Consider the following 22,832-nt stretch of genomic DNA (forward strand, 5'->3'; position numbering starts at 1 on the left):
GGGGAGTAATTCTCAAGAATGACTGCAAAAGACGTAGAGAGCATTCTCTGGCTCGTCCCTATCATACCGCTAGTCGCCAGCTTCATAAATGCCTTTATTAGCCTTGCATTTTTGGCTTCTCGGAAAAAATCCGATTTGACGGCAGGGCAGCGATTTGCGCGGGGCTTAACGGGAGTTATCGGGATTACAGCGATTATCTCTTCCCTGACCATCTCGATAATCTTGCTCGTCTTCCTGCAAGGCTCGAGTGAACATCTGGTAAGCGTTAAAGAAATCTTCATTTGGATACCCAGTGGTGATGATTTCCAAATTAGATTTGGTCTGATGCTAGACCCGCTAACCTCGGTAATGACGGTGGTAGTTACCACTATCAGTCTGATGGTACATATCTTCAGCACAGGCTATATGAAGAACGAAGACGGCTTCCACCGCTTCTACACCTACCTGCCATTCTTTACCTTCAGTATGTTGTTGCTGGTAATGTGCAACAACTTCCTGTGGTTGTATGTAGGCTGGGAGTTAGTGGGCTTGAGCAGCTACCTGTTGATCGGTTTTTGGTTCGCCAAAAAATACGATTGGGGTCGCATGCTTCCTTCTTCCGCCAACGTCAAAGCCTTTGTGGTCAACCGCATCGGTGACTTTGGGTTCGGTCTGGGCGTAATGTGGTTGTTCGTAATTATGCTACCACACGGTGAAGGAATCCCGCTCTTTGACCGTCTGAACTACGAGAACGTCTTTAAAGTCTTTGAAGAAGGTCTAGTAGATGGCAAAGTAGTATTTCTCGTAAGCATTCTATTGTTTATGGGCGCTATGGGTAAATCGGCACAAATACCGTTGCATGTGTGGTTGCCAGACGCAATGGCTGGTCCTACTCCCGTTTCAGCCCTCATCCACGCCGCAACAATGGTGACCGCCGGTGTATATCTGGTAGGACGGATCAACCCCATCATCGTGCGCTCGGAAGAAGCCATCGCGGTAGTGGCAGTCATCGGTATCCTGACAGCCTTCTTCGGAAGCACCGTAGGTACTACCCAGAAAGATATTAAAGCGGTTATGGCTTACTCAACTGTAAGCCAGTTGGGTTACATGTTCTTTGCTTTGGGCGTGTACGGTTGGGTAGCGGCTTTCTTCCATCTTATGACACACGCTTTCTTCAAAGGTTTGCTCTTCCTCGGCTGTGGCGCAGTCATACACAGCAACGAAGACACCATCAAGGAAATGTTTGAAGAAATTCATCATAATGCTGAAGAATGGGCGAAGAAGAAGTATCCTGATGATCCGGCAAAAGCAGCCGAATATGCCTTCGAGTTATTCGAAGCGGCTGAAAACGCCATCGAATACGGCGTTGACCCCAACAGCGATGATCGCCTAATGCGTGACGGTTTAGACCCGCAGGATATGGACTATATGGGCAACTACTTCAAGCAAATGCCCGTTGTTGCCATCAGCATGACCTTTGGCGCTGCTGCTCTTGCCGGTGTACCGTTAACCGCCGGTTTCTGGAGCAAGGACGAAATTCTAGGTACTGCCGCCCTGCAAGGGCAATGGTGGATTTACTTAATCGGTCTTTTCTCCGCTCTGTTAACCGCCTTCTATAGCTTCAGAATGATCTTCTCGGTTTTCTGGAGTGGTAGCTACCGCTTGCCGAATGCTCTTACCAGACTTGCGCACACCGGTATGCAGAAAAAAGCGACAGAGTTGGGTATCCAATACTTCAACCCACGTGAAATCATTGAGTTCGTAGGTGGCAACGCCGATAAAGCTCGCAAGCAGGTTAAGGTACATGTCCACAAACCGGGCTGGAATATGCAAGCGCCGCTCGCCTTCCTAGCTTTTATGTCCATTGCAGCGGGCTATGTTGGTCTACCGAATGTAATCTTTGGCAATGGGGTAAACCAGATCGAGAAGTTCCTAGAACCCACCTTTGAGCCTGCGCTTAAAGTAATGGAAAATAGTGACATTGCTAAACAGCCTGACTTCACCGGAACCTTGATTCTATTACTGGTTTCGGCAGTAGTATCACTTACTGGCGTAGGCATTGCCTACGTGATGTATCACAAAAACCGGGAAACGCTACCGGAACGGGCAATGCGCCTCTCCGGACCGCTTTACTATATCTCGCGCAACAAGTGGTACTTTGATGAAGTGTATGACCTAATCTTTATAAAGGGTGGTCTGGCGTTCTTCCGCTTCCTGTGGCGAGGCATCGACGTATTCATCATTGACGGTATCGTCAACGGTGTAGGCTACGTGACCCGTCTTATCTCGCAGGGCTTGCGTAAAGTACAGACCGGATTTGTAACCAACTATGCGCTCTATATCGCGCTCGGTCTGGTAGTGGTGGTGGCAATCTTCTACTTGACGGTGGGGGTTAAATTTTAATGCTATCCTTAATGACTTATCTGCCGCTTGCTGGAGCGGTGCTGATACTACTAGCGCCAAAGAATAATGACATTATAAGAGGCATTGCGCTTGTAACTACCTTCGCCAACTTTATAGTATCGTTGATCATCACCATCGGTTTTGATCGCTCTTTGACCGGATACCAGTTTACTGAAAAAGCAGATTGGATACCCGGCTTGGGTGCAACCTACCATATGGGTGTGGACGGCGTTTCAGTGCTAATGCTCCTACTCGACGGCATACTCTTCTTCTTGGCAATCATTGCCAGTTGGAAGCCCATCCAAACCCGCATCCGTGAATATTATTTCTCGATGCTGCTGTTGAATGTAGGTCTGGTTGGAGTCTTCTGTGCGCTTGACTTCTTCCTGTTCTACATCTTCTGGGAACTTGTGCTTATCCCGATGGCGGTACTTATCGGGGTTTGGGGCGGCCCGCGACGTATCTACGCTGCCGTCAAGTTCTTCCTTTACACGTTAGTAGGTAGCCTTCTGATGCTGGTGGCGATTATCGCCCTGTATTTTGAGTATATAAAAGTAACCGGCAAAGCAGCTACACTGGATATTGTAGAAATAACCGACGGTTTGGCAAAAGCAGGTGGCTTAAACCACGACTTCCAATTCTGGGCATTTCTTGCCTTCGGCGTGGCATTCTGTATCAAAATCCCGATGTGGCCTCTGCACACTTGGTTGCCCGATGCACACACCGAAGCACCGACCGCCGGTAGCGTTATTCTGGCTGGCGTAATGCTTAAAATGGGCGGTTACGGTCTTATACGCTTTAACCTGTCGCTGTTCCCGAATGCCAGCCACGACCTAGCACCGTTTATGATTGTTCTGGCACTTATCGCCATCATTTACGGAGCGCTGGTAGCGTTGGTACAACCGGATATGAAACGTCTGGTAGCCTATTCCAGCGTAAGCCATATGGGCTTCGTAGTATTGGGGTTGTTCAGTTTTGCGGCAGGCTTTGGTGAAAAGGCAATCAAGGGTGAAGTTAACCCGCTGATCAACAATCGGCAGGGTTTTGATGGCGCAGTTTTCACAATGTTCAGCCATGGACTTTTGACCAGCGGCTTGTTCCTTTGCGTAGGTGTTATCTACGACCGCCTACACACTCGCGATATAAACACAATCTCGAATACACTCCGCATTGGAAATCGCATGCCTGTGTACGCCACCATTATGATGGTTTACACAATGGGTTCGCTAGGATTACCGATGTTGAGTGGTTTCGTGGGTGAATTCCTGTCTATGCAAGGCGCTTTCCGAGTAACCGGATGGTATGCCTTTACGGCTTCCTTCGTTATTGTCTTTGCGGCAGTCTACATGTTGTGGTTGTACAAACGTGTCTTATTCGGGCGCGTAGATGATTACGACCTCGCTTTTGTAGAAGGTAAAATCAAAGAAGCGGAAGAATATGAACGCAGCCATGGCGGTCACGCCAGTCATAATGCTGAGCATAGTCACGAAGAACACAGCCACGCCGAACATGCTCACGAAGAACACGGGCATGGACATGGACACGCTGACAAAGACATGCTTCGCAACGGTGCGAAGTTAAAAGACCTAAACTTCGCGGAATGGTTCACGCTTTACCCGATGGCTGCTTTTTCAATAGTTACGGGCGTTTTCCCAGTGCTTGTGCTTGATTTCCTAGGCAAGCCTGCCGAGGCAATTACCAATGTGGCTTCTAAATCTGTCGATATTGCCGGTTCCATAGACTTCGCGGCAATTGTACATCTATTCTCTAAATAAGACGGAGATATCAAGTGTCTCTAGAGTCGGTTGTATTACAAATTTCAAATGTTAAGCCGAGTTTCACTGGCGACGATTTTATCAAACTGTTGCCTGAACTCATTGTGTTGCTTAGCGGCACTCTGATTACCATCATTGATATGCTGATACCCAAAGACAAGCGCCCTAGCTTAGGCTGGTTGGCACTGATAGGGTACAGCGGTGCTTTGGTAGCAGCTGTAGCATTGTTCAATTATATGCCACCTACAGGAGTACCTAGTAGTTCTTTTGGTGGTATGTTCATCCGTGATAATTTCACCACTTTCCTAGAAATTGTCTTCCTGATTTCCGCCATTCTCAGCGTGCTAATTGCGCCTGATTATGTGCTGAAACGGGATATGCCGATCGGCGACTTCTATAACATCCAGAGTTCCGCCGTATTAGGTATGATGGTGACTGCTGCCGCAGGAGATTTGACGGTAATATTTGTGGGTATTGAACTCATTTCTATCTCCGTTTACATCCTTACCGGCTTTGCCCGCAATGACAAAGGTTCGGCAGAAGGTGCGTTGAAATACTTCTTGCTCGGTATTATCGCTACTGCCATTCTGGTGTACGGTATGGCATGGTTGTTCGGTATGACGGGATCAACCAACCTAAACGAAATCCGGCAAGCTATTACTGCAACCCCAGGTCTGAAAGACGATCCGGGCTTAACCTTCGCAATGCTGCTTTTGCTGGTTGGTTTCGGCTTCAAGATTGCGGCGGTACCGTTCCATATCTGGACACCGGATGCCTATGAAGGCGCACCTACGCCAATAACCGCTTTCATGTCCACAGGACCAAAAGCAGCGGCTTTTGCTGCAATGGTTCGAGTTATGGTGCAGGGGATACCGCAACTTTCTGAGCAATGGACTATTGTTATTGCTGTGCTGGCAGTGCTGACAATGACTCTCGGCAACTTGGTAGCAATCGTGCAGAAGAGCGTCAAACGCATGCTGGCTTACTCCAGTATCGCCCACACCGGCTACATCATGATCGGTCTGGCAGCCTATGTTAATAGCCCTGAAAAGGGTCGGGATGCTATTGGCTCGATTCTGTTGTACTCAGTGATCTACGTATTTATGAATATGGGTGCGTTTGGTATCGCCATCTGGTTGCAGAACACTGGAAACGGTATAGACGAAGAAGATTACAACGGGCTGGGTAGCTGGGCTCCAATTCCGGCGCTAGCAATGGCTGTTTGTCTTTTCTCGTTGACCGGATTGCCACCTACGGGCGGTTTCTTCGGCAAGTTCTTTGTGTTCCGAGCCGCTATTGATAGCGACCTTACATGGTTGGTGATTATAGGCGCGTTAAACAGCGCGGTATCGGCTTTCTTCTACTTGCGTATAATTGTGGCGATGTACTTCCGTCCTGCCCCGGAAGGTATCAAAGAAAGAGCACAACCCACCAGGGCGTTGTTTATCACAACTGCGTTGGTGCTAATTACCGCAGCAATTTTGATACTGGGCATTTATCCCGGTCCCGCGCTGGACTGGGCAAGAGACGGTGCAACTCCTTTCTTTGAGGGGATAAAAACTGCGATAGGAAAATAGTTAAAAGCAGTTAATCGAAAAAGCCCTCTCCCTAAAAAACGGACGAGGGCTTTTTTTGACTTTTAAAAAGCAAAACCCCTCAATTTTATGAGGGGTGCTATGAGTATACTGCTATTATGTGAGATTAATTTTTAGTGACTGTTAATGCGTTCCTCCAGTAAAGCTTGAAAAGCGGTATCGCCTTCAACCCAACCGCAATGTACGCAAACCAATGCTTCATGATTAGGCTGCGGCAGTTGTGCTCGCTTGTACATCAAAAATAAACGATTTCCTATAGGTTCAAGATTACTACCGCAATTATTGCAGCGCACCTTATCATAAGAAATACCAGCTTTGCTGCCGCGGATTGTTGCCTCGTTTCGAGCCATGCTGCTACCCTCCCGTAGAACGCAAAAAACTACGTCATACTTAATTATGTCGTTTCATCGCTAAATTGCGGCACCTGTACTAACCCCAATTCCGATTTTTATCGAGTGTATTGACAGGCGGAGTTCTTATCTTTAAGAGCAGAGCAGGTTAGATAAGTTTTGTAGAAGTTTTTCCTGTATTTATTATTACAATATTTGTACAATTATACTTTTGTTAACAAACAGTGTCAAGTAGATAAATTTACATATATGAAGCTTAATTCTTTGGGAATTGTCTAGTTTTGCTCCAACCATATAACAACAAAGCGGCTGCCAGCAAAGCTACCATACCTACCAGACCACCCTCGGGACCGAATGACCCGCCTGTAACAGCGTCTGGGCCATCTACTAAAGGTTGTAACACGGGGGATGACACGGTGAAACCACTTACCGGGAAGCCAAAAATCACACCCTGCGCGAAGTTCCACGAAAAATGGAAAGCCATGGGCAACCACAAGTGTCCGGTAATCATATAAGCATATGCAAAAACCAGACCAGCCACTGCAATATTAACCGCCGCAAGGATACTACCATGAGGATTCAAGAGGTGGGATAACCCCCAGAAGACTGAGGAACCAACTACAGCGGCTACTCCGCCCCAAGTAAGATTTATAGTTTGAAGAATGTAGCCACGTACTACCAGTTCTTCAGCAATAGCCACACACAGAAAGATTGCTGCCCATTGTAATATCTGCCCAGCATCATAGTTTGGACCCGTATTACTAAGCATCAAACCGGTAGAACGCTCAAAAAAATAAACCAAGGCAAATAGTAACGGACCAAGCAAAATACCGAGAATAATATCAACCGGTACCGCCGTATATAAGCGCAACCCAAGATCGAGGATAAAATGCCCTCTAGCCACGCGCTGACTAACGAAAACGGCTGCTACTGCCCCAACCAGCAAAACCAGTGCGCCCCAAATACTACTGACGCTAAGCACGCCTCCGTCCTGTGAAACTGAATTGACAATTTGCCCGAACGAGTCTAGATAATTAAACTTGTTAGGGGGGTTTATTAAGGCATAGATAAAGGCAAAACTAAAGATTAGCAAAGTGGTTATGATAAAATAAAGGCTAAAGAAAAAAGCCAAATCCCTAAATGTTCGAATCCAGCCCAACCTTTGCTCGGCGCTGGCGGGATCTCGCTTTTGAATTTCGGATTTCAATCCCAGAAAACGCAGGCTAACAAACCAACCTGCACTTACCAGCAATGCGACTACAAGCACTACCAAGAAATTCATTACTCAGCCTTCAGTTGAATGTGCCAAACAATCAAAAATAATATTGGCATTATACACTAAAAATTGACACAACTAAATTTGGTATATTCAATGCAAAAGTTATCTACATTTTGTGTATAGCGGTTGATAACTTTAAATAATTCCTCAAAATAATACTCGCAGGAAGTTATTTTGTGCAAGCAGAGGTGACAATGCAACAAATTACATCCGAATTCGACGAAAAACAGTTACAACAGAAACCTGAGCGTGAAGATGACCCCTCTACATGGCGCGATCACATAATTATTTGTGGATTACACAACCTCGGCTTCAGAATAGTTGAACACCTGAGAGCAGTCGGTTTGCGTTTAATTGTCATAGACGATATACCAGATGAACGATTCGAGCGACGCTCCCGTCGTATGGGGATTAAATTTCTGCGTGAAGATAGCCGTAACCCTGAAGTGCTGGTTGAAGCAGGCATTTTGGGAGCCAAAGCAGTTATAGCCTGCGAAGATAACGATCTGGAGAACCTTGAAATTATTCTAGCATCGAATGAACTGGTACCGGGAATTCGTACCGTTGCCAGTTTTTTTAACCAGAAGATTGGAGACCAAATTGCACAGGCTGTCGCCAACGCCACTGTACTAAGCTTATCTAAAAAAGCCGGACCTTCTTTCATTGAAGCCTGCGTAAATTCCAGCGTATTACACCTGTTCAACTTGCACCATGATGATATAGCAGTGGTGGAAGCAAGCGTCAGTACAGAAGGTAACATACAGGATTTGTACTACCCTGCTACACCGATTAAAGTGCGAGGTACAACAAAACCACCTTCTAAATCAGTCTTAATGCCGCCACCGGACTATATTGTAAAACCGGGACAGACCGTTGTGTTAGCCGGGCAGATAGAGGTGTTGAAGAAGCTACCGGGGGTACGGTTACAGGAAAGCGATCTGGTTAAGGCACTTAATATGCAAGAAACGCCCAAGGCTAGTTCCAATAAAAATAAAAAGCCGTTGGACAATAAAGCGCGCCGCTTTAACCGTTTGAACCGTATGCGAAAAGCCGTTTTAGACCTTATCCGGGATATAGAAAAGCCCTTTCGTTTTGCCCTTCTGATTGTAGGCTTAATAATCATGTTCAGTACTGTAACTTTATGGTTTTTCTATCATCCTAATATCGTTGATTCTAGAGGTAACTCAATCGAGTTTAACCTTTTAGATGCACTCTATTTTACGGTTACCATCATCGCTACGGTTGGATTTGGTGATTACAGCTTCGTTAATCAGGATTGGACTCTCAAAGTATTTGGGATAATGTTGATTCTGGTTGGAGCTTTATCAATGTCAATAGTGTATGCCTTCGTAACCAATTTTGTAATCAGCCGACGTATTGAAGCCGTTGTAGGTCGCCAGAAAGTGCGCGATATGGAAGGACACGTTATATTGTGCGGTCTTGGCACAATAGGCTATCAGGTAATGCTAGGTTTGATTGCGCAAGGTAAACCGGTAGCGGTTATAGAAAAGAGCGAGAATGGACGTTTCAATAGTGAAGCAGCCGCGTTAGGGGTTCCGGTAATTGTCGGAGATGGGCGGCTTCCTCAAATGTTAAGCCAACTAAACGTGGAAAAGGCAAAAGCAATTGCCGTTCTTAGCAATGACGACCTAGCGAACCTAGAAATCGCTTTGAATGCCCGTGCGGAGTTTTATGCTAAGGAATCGAATAAGCAAAAAAAACTGCAAATAGTGTTGCGCGTTTTTGACAAAAGTTTGGGTGATAGAATAACCAAAAATTTTGACATACAGAAAATATATAGCGCGTCTGCGCTGGCAGCACCCTATTTCGTAGCAGCAGCGTTGGACTACGAAGTTATCACAACCTTTTATATAGACCTTCAACCCTATATTGTGGCAAAACTGGCGGTACAAGCGAACAGTGGGTTGGACAGGATTACTATCGGTGATTTATATGAGCGTAAAAAAGTGGTGGTAATGTCTTATATTTACGAAAATGCAAGCTATAGCTCTATTAAAGAGCCTGTATTTCAGCCTCGTAAAAATGTGGTGCTAAAAAGTGGGGATACTATCTACATTGTGGGTATGTATGAGCGGGTTTTAGAAGCGTACCTGTTGAATAAAGTTGTGAAGCAATAAAAAATACGCCCGGTTGGGATCGAACCAACGACCATCCGCTTAGAAGGCGGATGCTCTATCCACTGAGCTACGGGCGCAAAACTTTTTTGCAATTTTGAGTATACTCAGCCTCTAAATTTTTGTCAATCGTTCTTTGGCGTAAAACGTCCTAGCACAGTTGTACCGGCACGAACTTTCATACCGATAACCGGTACAGGCTGTACAATACCATCTGCTGCGATATAAAGCTGAACGATAGTGCCTGTTCCAAAGCCACATGCCCCTATCTTTTGAGCTACCTTTAAAGGCGTACCGGCTTCAGTTCGTAGGGTAGAAACTCTCTTTGTACCTAGCGGAGTAGGCAAAAAGTTTTTACCGTAGCGCCATTGGTGGGTAACCAATACTTTGTGAGAATCAGCAGTGACAAAGCCTAGATTATTATTGCTAATTCCGGGTAAATTCTCGATAAAATGGTAGCGTAACTGCCCGGAAACGGGTGACCTGAGCAATTGCACATTAAATAAGCCCACCACAATGCTGATACGCAGCGCCTTACCGCCGATAAATTTGGGTTCCAGAACCTCTTCTACAGAAACAACACGACCTTCCGCAGGCGCATAGATATAATTCGGGTCACTGCCCAATGGCTCACGGATAGGGTCGCGGTAGTAGAAAAGCATAAAAGAGAGGGTAGCCAACGATGCATTGAGTAAGGCTGTTGACAAGGGGCGCAAGGGAGTTTTTCTGAGCGTATTATGCAGGAAAACTGCCAGCACTAAAAGCAGAGTAGCCAACCCAATACGTAAATACCCTTCACGTATTACGCGAGGGCGTGGGGATAAATCAACAAGAAGCTCAATAAAGTATTTCATGCCGAAATAGAATAGTGCGACATTACGCAATTGTCAACTAAGGGACTCAGCTACAATTCCTGTGCTATAATCGAAGGGTATTTACCCGCAATGGAACGTTATAACCAACCTTAGCTGTTTCGGAATTCTGCCATTATGAGCCAAAACTCGGGATATAACCAGAGTAAAGATAATGCGTCCTCCCTTACAAACGTGGCGAAATTCCTAAAGAAGGATTCGCAGCGCATTCTCAATGAATGGTGGGAGGCAATAAAAAAAGAATCCCCTTCTTTCGCCGAGTTGGAAAAGTTGCGCAACCCGGAGCTTTACCACGAACAAAGCCTAGAATTAATCATCAAAGCCCTAATGGCATATACCCGTAAAGAACAGGATACCCTGCTCGATCAGGTTAACCGGATGGCGCGAGAAATGGCAAGCGAACGATTGCGACAAGGTTTCCAGATGAAGGATTTACTCATGTCGCTGGCGGTTTTCCGCAGAGCCGTGCTAGACTCGGTACAGCGAATGTTACAAAGTCGCTTGTGGGTAGCCTTTCCTGCCAGTGTAATGCAAATGGAGAAACGCATTAACGAAGCTATGGATATTCAAGTAGCCGCGGTAGCGGAGGCGTATATGACAGCACGTGACTCTATTATCCGTCACCGCGAAGAAACCATGCGGTTTCACAATTATCAGCTTGGTAAGCTAAACGATCTCAGCAATCGTATCGGGCAAACGCTCGATATGGTAAAGGTGATGAATTCAGCAGCGGCAGCGCTTTGCGAAATGGCGGAACTTAGCGCCGGAGCGGTGGCTTTGCATGACCAAAAGGCTGGACACCCGCTGGTTCACCCGGATTACGGGCATCACGGTTGCACCAATGAAATCATAAACTGGCTCAATTCCTCACTATTTGTAGAAATTAGTGGCGAAATTGTGGAACGAGAGCGTCCGTTGGTGGTAATGAGCGTGGCAGATGATGCGCGCTTTAGTAATGCAGTAGCTTTCGGAGTTAGCTCGCTGTTGTGTATTCCGCTCAAGTCTGCCGATAAAATCGTAGGGGTGATGTACGGAGTGGATTATATCGTGCGTGATTTTAGCCCGCATGAAGTAAACCTGTTACTGACCTTTGCCAATCAAGCGGCGCTGGCAATCGAAAATGCGCGCCTCTATACAGAAGTCCAAATTGCTTATGTGGAGTTAAAAGAATTAGATCGGGTTAAAGACGAGTTTGTAAGCATCGCCAGCCATGAAATCAGAACCCCGCTTGCGCTCATAAAAGGCTATGCCAGCACCTTGTTACGGGCAGAACAATTAAAGTTGAGTCCAGAAAAAGAGCAACGCTTTATCAACGGTATTGATGAAGCTTCTAACCGCTTGATTACTCTAATTGATAATCTGCTAAGTGTATCGCGCATCGAATCGGGACGCTTCAGGATTAATCCTCAGCCGGTCAATGCACGCGAAGCCATTAATCACGCCGTATCAACTTTTCAGGGGCAATTGGGTAATCACGAACTTGAGCTTGATTTGGTACACGATGAAGCCCGCGCACGTTGCAACCGCGATCAGTTCGAACAAGTAATTATCAACCTTGTTTCCAATGCCATTAAATATTCTCCAGAGGGCGCAAAAATCAGTATTAGCACGCGCCGAATTGACAATGGCGAGAAGGTCGAAATCAGGGTTAGCGATCAAGGTTCTGGTATTGCACAAGAACACCTCATGCGCATTTTTGAGAAGTTTTATCGGGTAGAAACAGGTTTAACCCGCAAAACGCAGGGAACCGGGCTTGGCTTGTATATTTGCAAAAATATCATTACCAGTTATGGTGGCGAAATTTGGGCGGAAAGCGCTGTAGGACAAGGCACTACTTTTGTCATCACCCTACAGGTGTGGAAAGTGGATGCAGAGTGACAGGTATTGCGGCTTATCTGATAAAAGGGTAGAATAAATCTTACCGAAGCCGTATCTTTACTATATTTAAAGTAAATTTCGGGGGTATTTCTCTAACTCTTATGTTTTCAGGAGTGGTTTATGAATATCGAAACTGCGGGACGCAAGATTCTGGTTATTGACGACGAACCGGGCATTGTTGATATTGTCGAAACCAATTTGTTGGGTGAAGGATTCGATGTTATATCTGCCAAAGATGGTAAGGAAGGTCTTGATAAAATCCGCAGCGAGTTTCCTGATCTTGTGATTCTGGACGTGATGATGCCGGAAATGGATGGCTGGCAGGTACTTCGCGAGCTGGAAAAAGAACCGGATACTGCCGGTATCCCGGTTATTATGTTAACCGCCAAAGCCGCCGATGAAGATTACATTTATGGTTTAGAAGAAGGCGCAGTAGAATATCTGACTAAGCCCTTCTTCCCACAAGAACTTATCAATCGGATCAAAATCACGTTGATGATACTTAACCCACGTATGCGCGATGAACGAAGGCGCAACCTGATTGCCAAACGCAAAAAGTTAATGGAGCATTAGACTCTAAGGTATCTCTTTTTCATTTGCGAAAATGTTAATTTGTAATTATTGCCGGAACGATAACCCCAATAATGCCAACTACTGTGGGCGTTGCGGGAGACGCTTGCGCGACCAGCGCAGCCTTGCCAAGCTCGAAAAAGCCTCGTTTTGCATCGAGTGTGGTAATCGAAGAGAGCGTTATCCCAACGACCGCCGTATCTGTACCATCCTCTTTGCGGATGTTCACGGCTATACTGCTATGACCGAAAAAATGGACGTGGAAAAGGTTACGAACATCATGAATGAGGTGTTCAGTCTCCTTACTGCGGAAATCGTGGGAGTGGATGGCAGTATTGATAAATATGCCGGTGATAACATCATGGCGCGATTTGGTGCGCCCGAAGCGTTGGAAGATCACCCTGAACGTGCTATTCATGCGGCGCTAGGGATGCAACGCCAACTTTCCCGCTTCAGCCTGAAATTGCAAAAGGAAGAGGGCGTGGGGCTGGAAATGCGCATCGGCATAAATACAGGTTGGGTTAGCGCTGCCGAAGTGGGCGGTGAAGTAGATGGGGTTAGCTACCGCACCTATACTGTAATGGGTGACACGGTAAACCTCTCTTCGCGCCTCGAACATGAATCGCGCGTGGGCAAAATCCTAGTTGGCGAAGAAACATATAAATTGGCAAAACACGCCTTTGAATTTTTGGATACGGGCGAACGCCAAATTCGAGGCAAGCGTGAGCCAGTTCGTACTTATGAAGTAATCGGACCTAAACCGCAGCGAGCCAATCGGCGCGGATTAGCCGGAAAAGATTTGCAACTGGTCGGGCGTGAAGCAGAGTTGCAGCGTCTGGCAAGTCGCTTGCTGCAAGCAATAGAGGGCAAAGGTCAGGTTGTTTCGGTAATGGGCGAGGCAGGCGTAGGTAAGTCCAGCCTCCTACGCGAATTTAAACGGCGCGCCACCATCACCTACCAAGACGTGCGCTATATTTCTGGCGCAGCTTTCAGCTACTCGTACACCCAGTCGTTTAGTCTTGTGCGCAACGCCATCTTCAAAATGTGCGATATCAACGATAATGATGATGAAGAAACAGTGCAGGAAAAACTGCTGGCGCAAATTCATCTATTGATGGGCGAAGGCGAACAAAACGAAGACGGCGAGTATGGCGAAATACCCTCTTTACTGGGGCGGGCAGTTGGTATCAATTTCCCGAATTCCTTCGTAGATAACTTAGATCCCCTATTGCGTAGCCGACTATTGAACGACGCAATCAGCGACTTTCTGCTCAAAAAAGCCGAGAGCAATTCGCTCCTTATTGTGCTGGATGATTTGCATTGGGCTGATAACAGTAGCCTTGAAGTGCTGGATTTGATGGTACAGAAGGTTACCAGTTCAAGTAATAATATGTCGGTGCTGCTGTTGCTGGTACATCGTCCTGATTTTAGCAGGCAATGGAACGTGCCAAAAGAGCGCTATGAAGAAATCGCCCTTGAAAGCCTGAACCCTGAGCAGATAAAAGTTTTAACGCGCCAATTGCTCGATGCCAGCCTAGGCAATATGGATACTCCCATAAACCTTGAGCATGAAGAACCGCCTGAATTGCCAAGTCCGATGGTCAAAATATTGGAACGCGCCGGTGGTAACCCCTTCTTTGCCGAAGAAATTCTAAAAGCCTTGCTGGATGCACAGCAAATTGTGCAAGACCCCACCGAAACTGCTAGTTGGAAAATTGTTGGCGATCTTGAAAATTTCAAGTTGCCCGAAACCTTGCAAGAAATTTTGCTGGCGCGGGTAGATAAACTGGGTGGACGCGATAAGCGCGTGCTACAGGTTGCCTCTGTTATCGGCTTGCGCTTTGAACAACGCTTGTTACTAGCAACCGAAGACCTATTCGATCAGCAAATACAAGTAGAAGAAGCGCTTACCGATTTGCACCAAGAAGATTTTGTATATACCGAGCGGCAGGAACCAGAACCGGAGTATGGCTTCCGGCACTCTCTTACCCGTGAGGTGGCTTACAACAATCTTCTAGGTACCGAGCGCCGTCGCTATCATGAGCAGATAGGACGCGCTATCGAGCATTTCAAATCTGACCGCCTCCATGACTATACCGTAATAGATGACTTAGCCTACCACTATGAAAATAGCGATAGCGATGAAAAAGCGGTGCATTATCTTATGCTAGCAGGACACATGCGCAAGACCCTTTACCGCAATGATGAGGCGCTAAAAGCATTCTATGAAGCCCGTGAACGCCTTAAACGCAATCCAGAAGCAGGTGAAGAGCAGCAACTGGTCGAAATAAACAGCAATATCGGTGACATTCGCGCCTTGAAAGCGGATTACAGCGAGGCGCTTCAAGCATATGAGGCAGCGCTGGAAAAATCTGCTAACCCGTTTGAGCGCATAGACCTAAGGGTAAGAATAATTGAAGTCTTGGGCAAACGTGGCGAGTTTGAGGAAGCCGCGCGGAGTTTTGAAATTGCCCAGAGGGAAATCCAAGAAGCATCCGGCGCACCTGACCCAGAAAACCGCCTGACACACCTTCGCGCCAAGTTATTACTCCAGATAGGCTGGATTTATTATCTGCAAGGCAAGCATGAAGCAGCCCTTCGCGTAAACGAAGAAAGCTTGCAAGCTCTCAAATCCTTGCCCGATACTGACCGTGACGTACAGGTTGAAACCGGTAGAGCTTACAATATGCTTGGTACAATCTTTAGCGATATTGGGCAACTGGATCAAGCCGAAGTTAATTTGCAACGCGCCATCGAAATGCACCAGCGCGCCTCTAATATCCAACAGGTAGCGCGGGTTTACACAAACCTTGCGGTAGTAATGATTCTGATTGGAAACCTGACCCAAGCAACCAACTACTTGAAACAGGCACGGGCGAATGCTGAAAAGGTCGGCGATGTGGAAACCCTCGGCGGCATTATCGGCAATCTGGGTTTTGTAGCTGAACGTCAGGGGCAATTGGTAGCCGCCTTTAAATATTTCCAAGATGCTTGGCGCATCTTTGAACGCGCCGCCAATCAGGTATTGGCAGCAATGGCGCTCCAGAACTGCGGGCGTGTAGTTTTACAGCAGGGAAATGTGAAAAACGCGCTGGAATATTTCCAGCAAAGCTTGAAAATGGCAGAGAGTATAGGCGCAACCTCGATACTGGCGGAGGGCAGCAACAACATCGGCTGGGCGCTCATCATTGACCAGCGTTTAGCAGAAGCCGAAGAGTGGCTCGAACGCGCCTATGTCAAGGGAATGGAAAGCGCCAACCCTGAAGTGTTGGCTAATAATTACATGTATCGGGGTATGCTAGAGTTGGAAACCCACAACTACATCAAATGTAGCGAATACTTTGATGAGTGTCTCAAGATAATCGAGGGGCAATTGGGCGACCCGGTTATGCTAGGACAGATTAAACGGCGCATGGGCAGATTGGCTTCCAACCAACACAAATTCAAGGAAGCCGAGCAATACTACAATGAAAGTCTTGAAACGCTCGACCCGATGCGCGCCTATCTAGAAATGTGCTACACTAAATTCTATTGGGCAGAACTTATACTCCACGAATTATCGGAAGGGCTAATCGAACCTGAACGCCAGCAGGAAGAAATCGAAAAAGCGCAGCGTTTCTTGATGCAAGCCAGTTTTACATTCGATGCTTGCGAAGCCCGCCCGGCTTACAATGGGGCGATACTTCTATTGGAACAATTTGAGCAAACGGCACCCGTGTGACGAAAATCATACCAACCTGCCACCAGTAGAATTACAATGTTCTTAAGGGGTAATAGAGTTGGTTTCGTCGGTGAATATAACCCCACCTGAAGGAAGGGAGGTAATAAACACTATGTCGATGGAATCGATGAGAGCAGTAGTAGCAAGGGCAAATAACGATAAAGAGTTCTTACGCCGCTTGCTGGTAAATCCTGAAGAAGCGGTAAAAGTGGCAGGCTATGATCTATCGCAAGAAGAAATAGATATGCTCAAAGCCAGTCGCGGAAATACCAAATTTAATGATGAAGAACTCGAAAAGCGGGTAAGCTACGGTTTCTTCAGGCTTGGACCATAAATAGTATTTATAATAATATTTAATATAAAACGGACAGGAAGTATTTAATTGCCCTTAGCTGTAATAAGAAGAATTTATATCCACAAAACGCATCAAAAGGTGTTAAAATAAATTTAGTGAGTATTGGGCGCAATATTCCACATAGTTTGGGGAGTAAATGAAAGGGGTCAATTATGTCTATCGAAGCGATGAAAGCGGTGATAGCGCGCGCGAATAATGATAAAGATTTCCTGCGCCTGTTACTGTCTAACCCGGATAGCGCTATCAAAGCCGGTGGCTATGATCTGACTGAGCAAGAAGTCGAAATGATTAAAGCCAGCCAAGGACAAGCCCGACTTAACGATGAAGAATTGGAAAAGCGAGTCAGTCGTGGTTTCTTTCGCCTAGGTCCGTAGTCACAGACTTTAATATAAAAAATTCGGACGGGCGCATAACCCGTCCTTTTTTTACCCATATAAATCATTTGCCTCTGCAATAGCTTTTTGGCGTGCTTCTTCCTGCGAATCCGGGTCTAACTCTTCCCATGCTACGGTGCTACGCGCCAATTCCAGACCTGAAATAATCTGTTTGTAAAAAGCCTCGTCGTAGGGGCGGGTGCGAATTACCACCGGCATCGGTGCAGCATGTCCCAACACCAACGCTTGTTGCTTGCTATCTAGCGAAGCCAGCACCGTTTTTAGACCGCTTGAACCGCTTACTCCGGTAAAAACCGCATCAATATCGCGCTCATCGTTGATAAGCGCCACTACCCGTGTGCCGATTTGTGACATAATTTCGCTATCAATACTACTAGGGCGCTGATCTACCACTAACAGCGTCACATAATATTTACGCATTTCACGGGCGATAGTGCCAAAGATGGTTTGCCCTGCCACCGCCGGAGTCAGGAACTTGTGCGCTTCTTCGATGGTAATCATAACGCGGCGTGGTTCGTCCGAAGCTTTTTGAGATTGACGGTATTGATCTACTTTATCTTTGTATTTTTCATGGATTATGCGGGTAACGATATTTGCCACCAGAATGTAACTCAGCATGTTATCGCTTTTACCAAACTGAATGACGATATGCTTGCCCCGCGCCAAATTATCCACGATTTGGTTAACCGAATCTATACTGGAATGGTCAACTACGAAAGGCAAATTTTTCAAAGCATGCAGTTTGTTACGCAATGCCTTTACAGATTGGATATTGGCTCTACTATCGGTGGCTATTTGCTCCGGGTCGCCGTTTAGCAATTCTACAATCCACTTATCGCCATATTTTTCTTTGAGGATATAAGCGGACTCGGAAGCGGTAGCGTTCAGATTCAGTTCGTCCTGTAGCAGCAAAATATCCTCGACTTCAATTTGGTTCAAGCCGATAAAGATTTCGCCATCTATACTGCCGCTTCCACCCAAGCGCGTATTCTTTAATGACCAAACCTGCACCTTCTGGCTGAATAGGGCGCGCAAACCTTTAACAAATTTCTTATTCTCGGCTTGCGCCTGCTCGCCATATTCATTGTGCATATCGAAAATAAGGTTCGAGCAAATATCGGCGCGAATAAGCCCTGCCAGCAAAAGACGAGTCAGGAAGCTCTTGCCCGTACCGCTCTTGCCGAAGATACCGTTGGAACGCTCTACAAAACGCTCAAGGTCGATGCAAATATCAATTTCCATATCCAAGGGCTTGCCGATAGCGAAATTCTTGCCGCCCTGAAGCAGGTCTTCGCTGCCGAAAACCGCGTCAAAGTCGGTTTCTTCGGCAATGTAAACAGAGGTAAAATGGGCTGGTATGCTGCGAACAGGACGCGGATTAGCATCGCCTTGATACAGCGCAAGGCGATTGTCCACATGCGCGTCACCGTAAGTATAAACGCCCTGCAACACTTCACGCACCAGCGCGGAAGTATCCTCGCCGGGTGGATCGAGCAAGATACTATCGGTAGTGGCTTCCAACGCTACATCGGTCAACATCCCAAAGAACCGCACGCCATTGCTCTCAATCGCCACAAATTGCCCGGTCTGAATATGCTCAAGCGGGGCAGAACTGCGGATACGCACCTGCAAACCTTTAGAAAGCGAACCGCTCGTGACCAAGCCTAGGTATTTTTCAGGTTTACGCTTAAAATTACTTGACATAACTAATTCTCACATTTTTCCAGAATAGTACGCAGCCTGTCAAAATCTTCCTTGAGCAAACGCGCCAATTGCCGCCCTGTATCCACCAACCATTGCCGCCCACTCGAACCGCGTACTGCTGTGCCATGTCGCAGTAATGCTGCCGTCAATTCCTCTACCGGAGCTTGGCTGGCTTGCAGTATGGTACGCAGATAAAGCGCGCTGCTGGTAAAATCAATTAATTCGTCATCGCTACAAAGCGTCACGCTATAGTGCAAGGGAGGGGGATAGTCAGGGTAATTATAAGTGATTTTGCCAGATTCCAGTTTGCGGCAACCCAACACCACCACCGCAAATTCGGTACGCAGCAAGCGGGTTAGCTGAGGGTTAGCGTTGTAAACTTGCTCATCTATCTGGCGAGGCTCGCCCTCAACCGAACGAGCATAGGCGCGTCTGCCGGGGTCAATACCACCAGTCGCAATATGATACACCGCACCATAAATCAGGTTATTGCCGCCCTTATCTTTAACCTGTACCAGACCGCCAAAGGGTGGCGGGTTGTCCAACTCATAAGCTTGGGCGGTATATCCGGTGAGGCTGGTTTCCACCACTTCGCCGATACCAGAGGCATTATTCAGAAAAAGCTCGGTCATAGTTTCTCCCCAAATAAGAACAACGGTGCTAGGCAGATTATAACATATCGAGAGAGAGGAAAAAGCAAGGGACAGCCTCAACCCAACTTGCTCTGGGAACGCGCACAAGCGGCTGTGGTATAATTTGCAGCAGCGTATTCCTATAAAAGGAAATTCAGGAGGGCTATTTTCACCTTTGTCTGCTATCTCTTTACCCCTTTTTCTAGCTATACCAGCCGCGCTGTTTCTGATACTTGCGCCCGGTTTGGTTACTCTACAACTTATGCTGGCTTTCGGGAAAGCCCGTGCGGGAGTGCTAAAATCGAGTGAGCAAATCTTTCTCTCGATCACGCTGAGTGTAATGTTTAGCGGGTGGGTAGGGCTATTGCTGGCTTCATTAGGCATATTCTCGATATGGGCATTGCTGGCAATTGGCGCATTGTGGTCACTGGCAGGAGCATACTGGCTATCGAGGCGAGGCTATCTCTGGCAAATCCCGCGCTTTGGGAAGAAAGCGGTGCTTGGAGAGTGGTTGCTGACGATTTTGTTAGTGGGTACAGCCATTCTATTTTTCCTCGCTCCGCATGAAACAGTGGCAGGAGCACAGGACAGCGGGGTGTATTACAACACCGGGGTTAATATTGCCCGCACCGGCGCATTGGTGATTCAAGACCCGTTGCTGCAAACCATCGGCAGCCAGAGTAGCAAGCTTTACCCGGTGCTGATGATGGGCTTGCCCGGAGGAGCAGGGCGTTTCCTATTTGTGGACTTCCAACGCATGAACGGCTATTTCGTAATGGACAACATGGAAGGATTAACTACGGGCAAAGTTATTCCACAATTCTTCCATTTTTATCCTACCCTTCTAGCAATCGGAGTCAGCCTGTTCGGTTTATACGGTGGGGTGCTGGTCAATCCATTTTTAGCCCTAATGGCAGTTTTCGGCTTGTACCTGACGGCGCGGAGAATCCTGCCCGGTAAGCGAGGCGAATGGGTAGCATTGCTAGCCGCTCTGCTGCTGGCGTTAAACGGGATACAGGTTTGGTTTGCGCGTGAGACTCTGTGGGAAACGTTGGGTGAGTTTCTGGCATTTGCCGCAATTTACGCCTTCACCATACTGGTCAACCCGGTATCACTGGATCAAGCAGAAAAGGGTCAGGAAGATAACGGGTTAAGGGCGTTGGGTGGTTTTGTAGTGGGTAGCGCGTTGGGGATTCTATGTCTGGCACACGCCTCTCAGGCGCTATTCACCCTGCCCTTGGTAATTCCTTACCTGATCTGGATACGCTTGTCGCGCCGCTGGAATGCGGGGCATTGGTGGCTATTGGGCGCATACGGGCTACTGTTTATACACATGGTGCTGCATATCTGGCTTTTCGCGCTGGCTTATTGGGAAGGCATCTATCACCACGTAATTATAAACTTCACCAAAGCATTGCCCATAGTAATTCCAATAGCCATAATAGGTTTGTTGGTGGTCATTTTCCTGAATGCAATTCCAAAACAAGTGCAACGGTTTGAAGGATGGCTGGCAAGGCACTGGCGCTGGGTTTCGCTTGGGTTGGCGCTCATAGTGGCAGCTTACCTGATTTTCAATTACTTCATCCGAGTTTACCGAGTCGGTACAGATGGCAAGGGCAACCCCTTCGATTACATGGTGAATTGGCAGAGTTATATCGGTGCGCCTACCAGTCTCGGACCGGAACGCAACCTGCTACGGTTGGGTTGGTATTTCTCTCCGCTTGGTATTGTGCTGGTGATTATCGGGGTAACTGCGATGCTAGCGGGAAAACTAAACTGGCGGAGTGCGATGTTTTTTGCCTTTACGCTGGGCGTTACCTATTTCTTTCTGGACGAAAGCTACACCCAGGAAGGTTATATCTATAGCTTGCGCCGCTACGTAAACCTGACTATACCGGCTTTTTCGCTGTTCATTGCCTATGCTGCGCTGGAAACGCTGCCTAATCTTACAGATAAAGCAGGAAGACTGTTAAACCGCTTATTCGGACGCAAGGTAGCATATATGCAAGCGGCAGGGGCAGAAAGTAGCGCCACCATCGCCTTTGCCGTCACGCAGCCACCCACCAATGAGGTAACCGAATCTAAGCGCGGTGCAAGTACGAGCAACCCAACTGAAAAGCGCACAGGTTATAAAATTGGGCTGGCATTAGGGTTGCTCTCAGCGGTGGGGCTGGTAAGCTTCATGCTATATACCAACCGCACCATTTACACCCTCTCTGAATATGGGGCAGGACCTGATGCGCCCAGTTTGCTCAAGCAAATGGAAAATTTAGCTGATAAGTTTGGTCCTAAAGACATCATTATTTACAGCGGGGAACGAGATGCGGATGCCAAATCAGCTACCATCCTGACGTACGCCTTTAATCATCCTGCCTTCCTGCTCACTGCTGCCCCTCCTACCGGAGACGTTCTCAGCAAATTAATCGCAGAGTGGGAAAAGCAGGGCTATACCGTCAAGGCGATGCTAGGTCCTGATGGCGGCAGACTCGCGCCACAGGGCTATAACCTTAAATGGGAAAGCGAAGTAGTGCTACATTTCCGGCAATTTGAAAGCCTTCAGACCCAAAAACCCTACAATATTCAGGACAATACCCTGACCTACGGCATCTATAGGCTAACCAGTGATGCCAATGTCAATGATGTAGGCACGGGCGCACCCGATACAGCGCAAGGCTGGAAACTGGAAATCGGTAAGAAAGATTTCGCGGCACTGGTAATGGGCTTCTCCAGCCTTGAAACCAAAAAAGACGGTGCAATTTACCGCTGGACTACACAGGATGGGGTATTGCGTGTACCATGCCTTGACCCCACGCGCCCTTACCGCCTTGAACTGACGCTTGACCCCGACATTACGCGCCCGGCGAGCCTCTCACCGCTTAATCTCTCGGTTTACCTCAGCAACGACCCCTATGATTGGGATCCGGGCAGATTGGAAAAGTTGTCAGCGTTGGGAGTTTTAAGCTTGCAACCGGGCGCTAAAACCTATACGCTTGATATACCGGGAAGCGTTCCGGCAAGCCAATTGACTTGCAAACCGGGTGCGAACTCACTAATCTTGCAACTCGTAGCCGACAAAACTTGGAAACCAAGTAGCTACGGTCTGGGCAACGATAGCCGCAGTTTGGGAGTTAAATTGTTAAAAGTAGCAGTACAAAGCAAGCAATAAAGGTATGCAGAGGAGTAGAACTT

15 protein-coding genes and 1 tRNA gene are annotated in these 22,832 nt (G+C 47.2%); 10 read left to right on the top strand and 6 right to left on the bottom strand.

Features of this window, described 5'->3' with window-relative positions; all coding sequences use genetic code 11:
• Positions 1 to 18: 18 nt before the first annotated feature.
• Genes OZ401_RS12665 through OZ401_RS12675 form a run of 3 tightly spaced genes read left to right on the top strand, consistent with a single transcriptional unit; the run spans position 19 to position 5,734 of the window.
• Positions 19 to 2,382 (top strand): NADH-quinone oxidoreductase subunit L, encoded by a 2,364-nt coding sequence (locus OZ401_RS12665; RefSeq protein WP_341468606.1) that lies wholly within the window; start codon positions 19 to 21, stop codon positions 2,380 to 2,382.
• Positions 2,382 to 4,157, top strand: coding sequence for a complex I subunit 4 family protein (locus OZ401_RS12670; protein WP_341468607.1), 1,776 nt, complete (start codon positions 2,382 to 2,384; stop codon positions 4,155 to 4,157). The genes OZ401_RS12665 and OZ401_RS12670 overlap by 1 nt, the downstream gene beginning before the upstream one ends.
• A gap of 14 nt (positions 4,158 to 4,171) precedes the next feature.
• Entirely contained in the window at positions 4,172 to 5,734 is a 1,563-nt protein-coding gene (locus OZ401_RS12675; RefSeq protein WP_341468608.1) for an NADH-quinone oxidoreductase subunit N, read from the top strand.
• 131 nt (positions 5,735 to 5,865) lie between these two features.
• Here the strand turns inward: OZ401_RS12675 and OZ401_RS12680 are convergent, their stop codons facing one another.
• Together OZ401_RS12680 and OZ401_RS12685 are read right to left on the bottom strand one after the other, a co-directional pair.
• Positions 5,866 to 6,102: a hypothetical protein gene (locus tag OZ401_RS12680; protein ID WP_341468609.1), complete on the bottom strand. Its 237-nt coding sequence runs from the start codon at positions 6,100 to 6,102 to the stop codon at positions 5,866 to 5,868.
• Between the two features lie 256 nt (positions 6,103 to 6,358).
• Positions 6,359 to 7,384, bottom strand: a complete 1,026-nt coding sequence (locus tag OZ401_RS12685) for a CPBP family intramembrane glutamic endopeptidase (protein WP_341468610.1) — start codon at positions 7,382 to 7,384, stop codon at positions 6,359 to 6,361.
• Positions 7,385 to 7,575: 191 nt separating this feature from the next.
• Here OZ401_RS12685 and OZ401_RS12690 point away from each other — a divergent pair, with 191 nt between their 5' ends.
• The gene (locus tag OZ401_RS12690) at positions 7,576 to 9,519 is read left to right on the top strand and encodes an NAD-binding protein (RefSeq protein WP_341468611.1); all 1,944 of its coding nucleotides are present in this window, start codon (positions 7,576 to 7,578) and stop codon (positions 9,517 to 9,519) included.
• A 4-nt stretch (positions 9,520 to 9,523) separates the two neighbouring features.
• On the opposite strand, the gene OZ401_RS12695 is transcribed toward OZ401_RS12690, so the two are convergent.
• Both OZ401_RS12695 and OZ401_RS12700 read right to left on the bottom strand, forming a co-directional pair.
• Positions 9,524 to 9,596, bottom strand: a tRNA-Arg gene (locus tag OZ401_RS12695).
• Positions 9,597 to 9,641: 45 nt separating this feature from the next.
• Positions 9,642 to 10,400 carry a phosphatidylserine decarboxylase gene (locus tag OZ401_RS12700; protein ID WP_341468612.1) on the bottom strand — a complete coding sequence of 253 codons (759 nt, stop codon included), beginning with the start codon at positions 10,398 to 10,400 and terminating at the stop codon, positions 9,642 to 9,644.
• A 105-nt stretch (positions 10,401 to 10,505) separates the two neighbouring features.
• Here OZ401_RS12700 and OZ401_RS12705 point away from each other — a divergent pair, with 105 nt between their 5' ends.
• The 5 genes from OZ401_RS12705 to OZ401_RS12725 all read left to right on the top strand — a co-directional run bounded on the left by OZ401_RS12705 (position 10,506) and on the right by OZ401_RS12725 (position 17,286).
• Positions 10,506 to 12,266 carry a sensor histidine kinase gene (locus OZ401_RS12705; protein ID WP_341468613.1) on the top strand — a complete coding sequence of 587 codons (1,761 nt, stop codon included), beginning with the start codon at positions 10,506 to 10,508 and terminating at the stop codon, positions 12,264 to 12,266.
• A gap of 120 nt (positions 12,267 to 12,386) precedes the next feature.
• A complete protein-coding gene (locus OZ401_RS12710; protein ID WP_341468614.1) occupies positions 12,387 to 12,839 on the top strand; it encodes a response regulator transcription factor in 453 nt (150 codons plus the stop codon).
• Between the two features lie 31 nt (positions 12,840 to 12,870).
• Entirely contained in the window at positions 12,871 to 16,557 is a 3,687-nt protein-coding gene (locus tag OZ401_RS12715) for a tetratricopeptide repeat protein (protein ID WP_341468615.1), read from the top strand.
• Between the two features lie 112 nt (positions 16,558 to 16,669).
• Complete coding sequence (locus tag OZ401_RS12720) at positions 16,670 to 16,891, top strand: Os1348 family NHLP clan protein (protein WP_341468616.1); 222 nt, start codon at positions 16,670 to 16,672, stop codon at positions 16,889 to 16,891.
• A gap of 173 nt (positions 16,892 to 17,064) precedes the next feature.
• Entirely contained in the window at positions 17,065 to 17,286 is a 222-nt protein-coding gene (locus OZ401_RS12725; RefSeq protein WP_341468617.1) for an Os1348 family NHLP clan protein, read from the top strand.
• Positions 17,287 to 17,337: 51 nt separating this feature from the next.
• Here OZ401_RS12725 and OZ401_RS12730 read toward each other — a convergent pair whose 3' ends face one another.
• Positions 17,338 to 19,011, bottom strand: coding sequence for an ATP-binding protein (locus OZ401_RS12730; RefSeq protein ID WP_341468618.1), 1,674 nt, complete (start codon positions 19,009 to 19,011; stop codon positions 17,338 to 17,340).
• 2 nt (positions 19,012 to 19,013) lie between these two features.
• A complete protein-coding gene (locus OZ401_RS12735) occupies positions 19,014 to 19,643 on the bottom strand; it encodes a hypothetical protein (protein ID WP_341468619.1) in 630 nt (209 codons plus the stop codon).
• A gap of 175 nt (positions 19,644 to 19,818) precedes the next feature.
• On the opposite strand from OZ401_RS12735, the gene OZ401_RS12740 reads away from it, so the two are divergent.
• Positions 19,819 to 22,809: a hypothetical protein gene (locus OZ401_RS12740; protein ID WP_341468620.1), complete on the top strand. Its 2,991-nt coding sequence runs from the start codon at positions 19,819 to 19,821 to the stop codon at positions 22,807 to 22,809.
• Positions 22,810 to 22,832: the final 23 nt, after the last annotated feature.

This window comes from Candidatus Chlorohelix allophototropha, assembly GCF_030389965.1.
In the GTDB taxonomy this organism is placed as follows: Bacteria; Chloroflexota; Chloroflexia; order Chloroheliales; family Chloroheliaceae; genus Chlorohelix; species Chlorohelix allophototropha.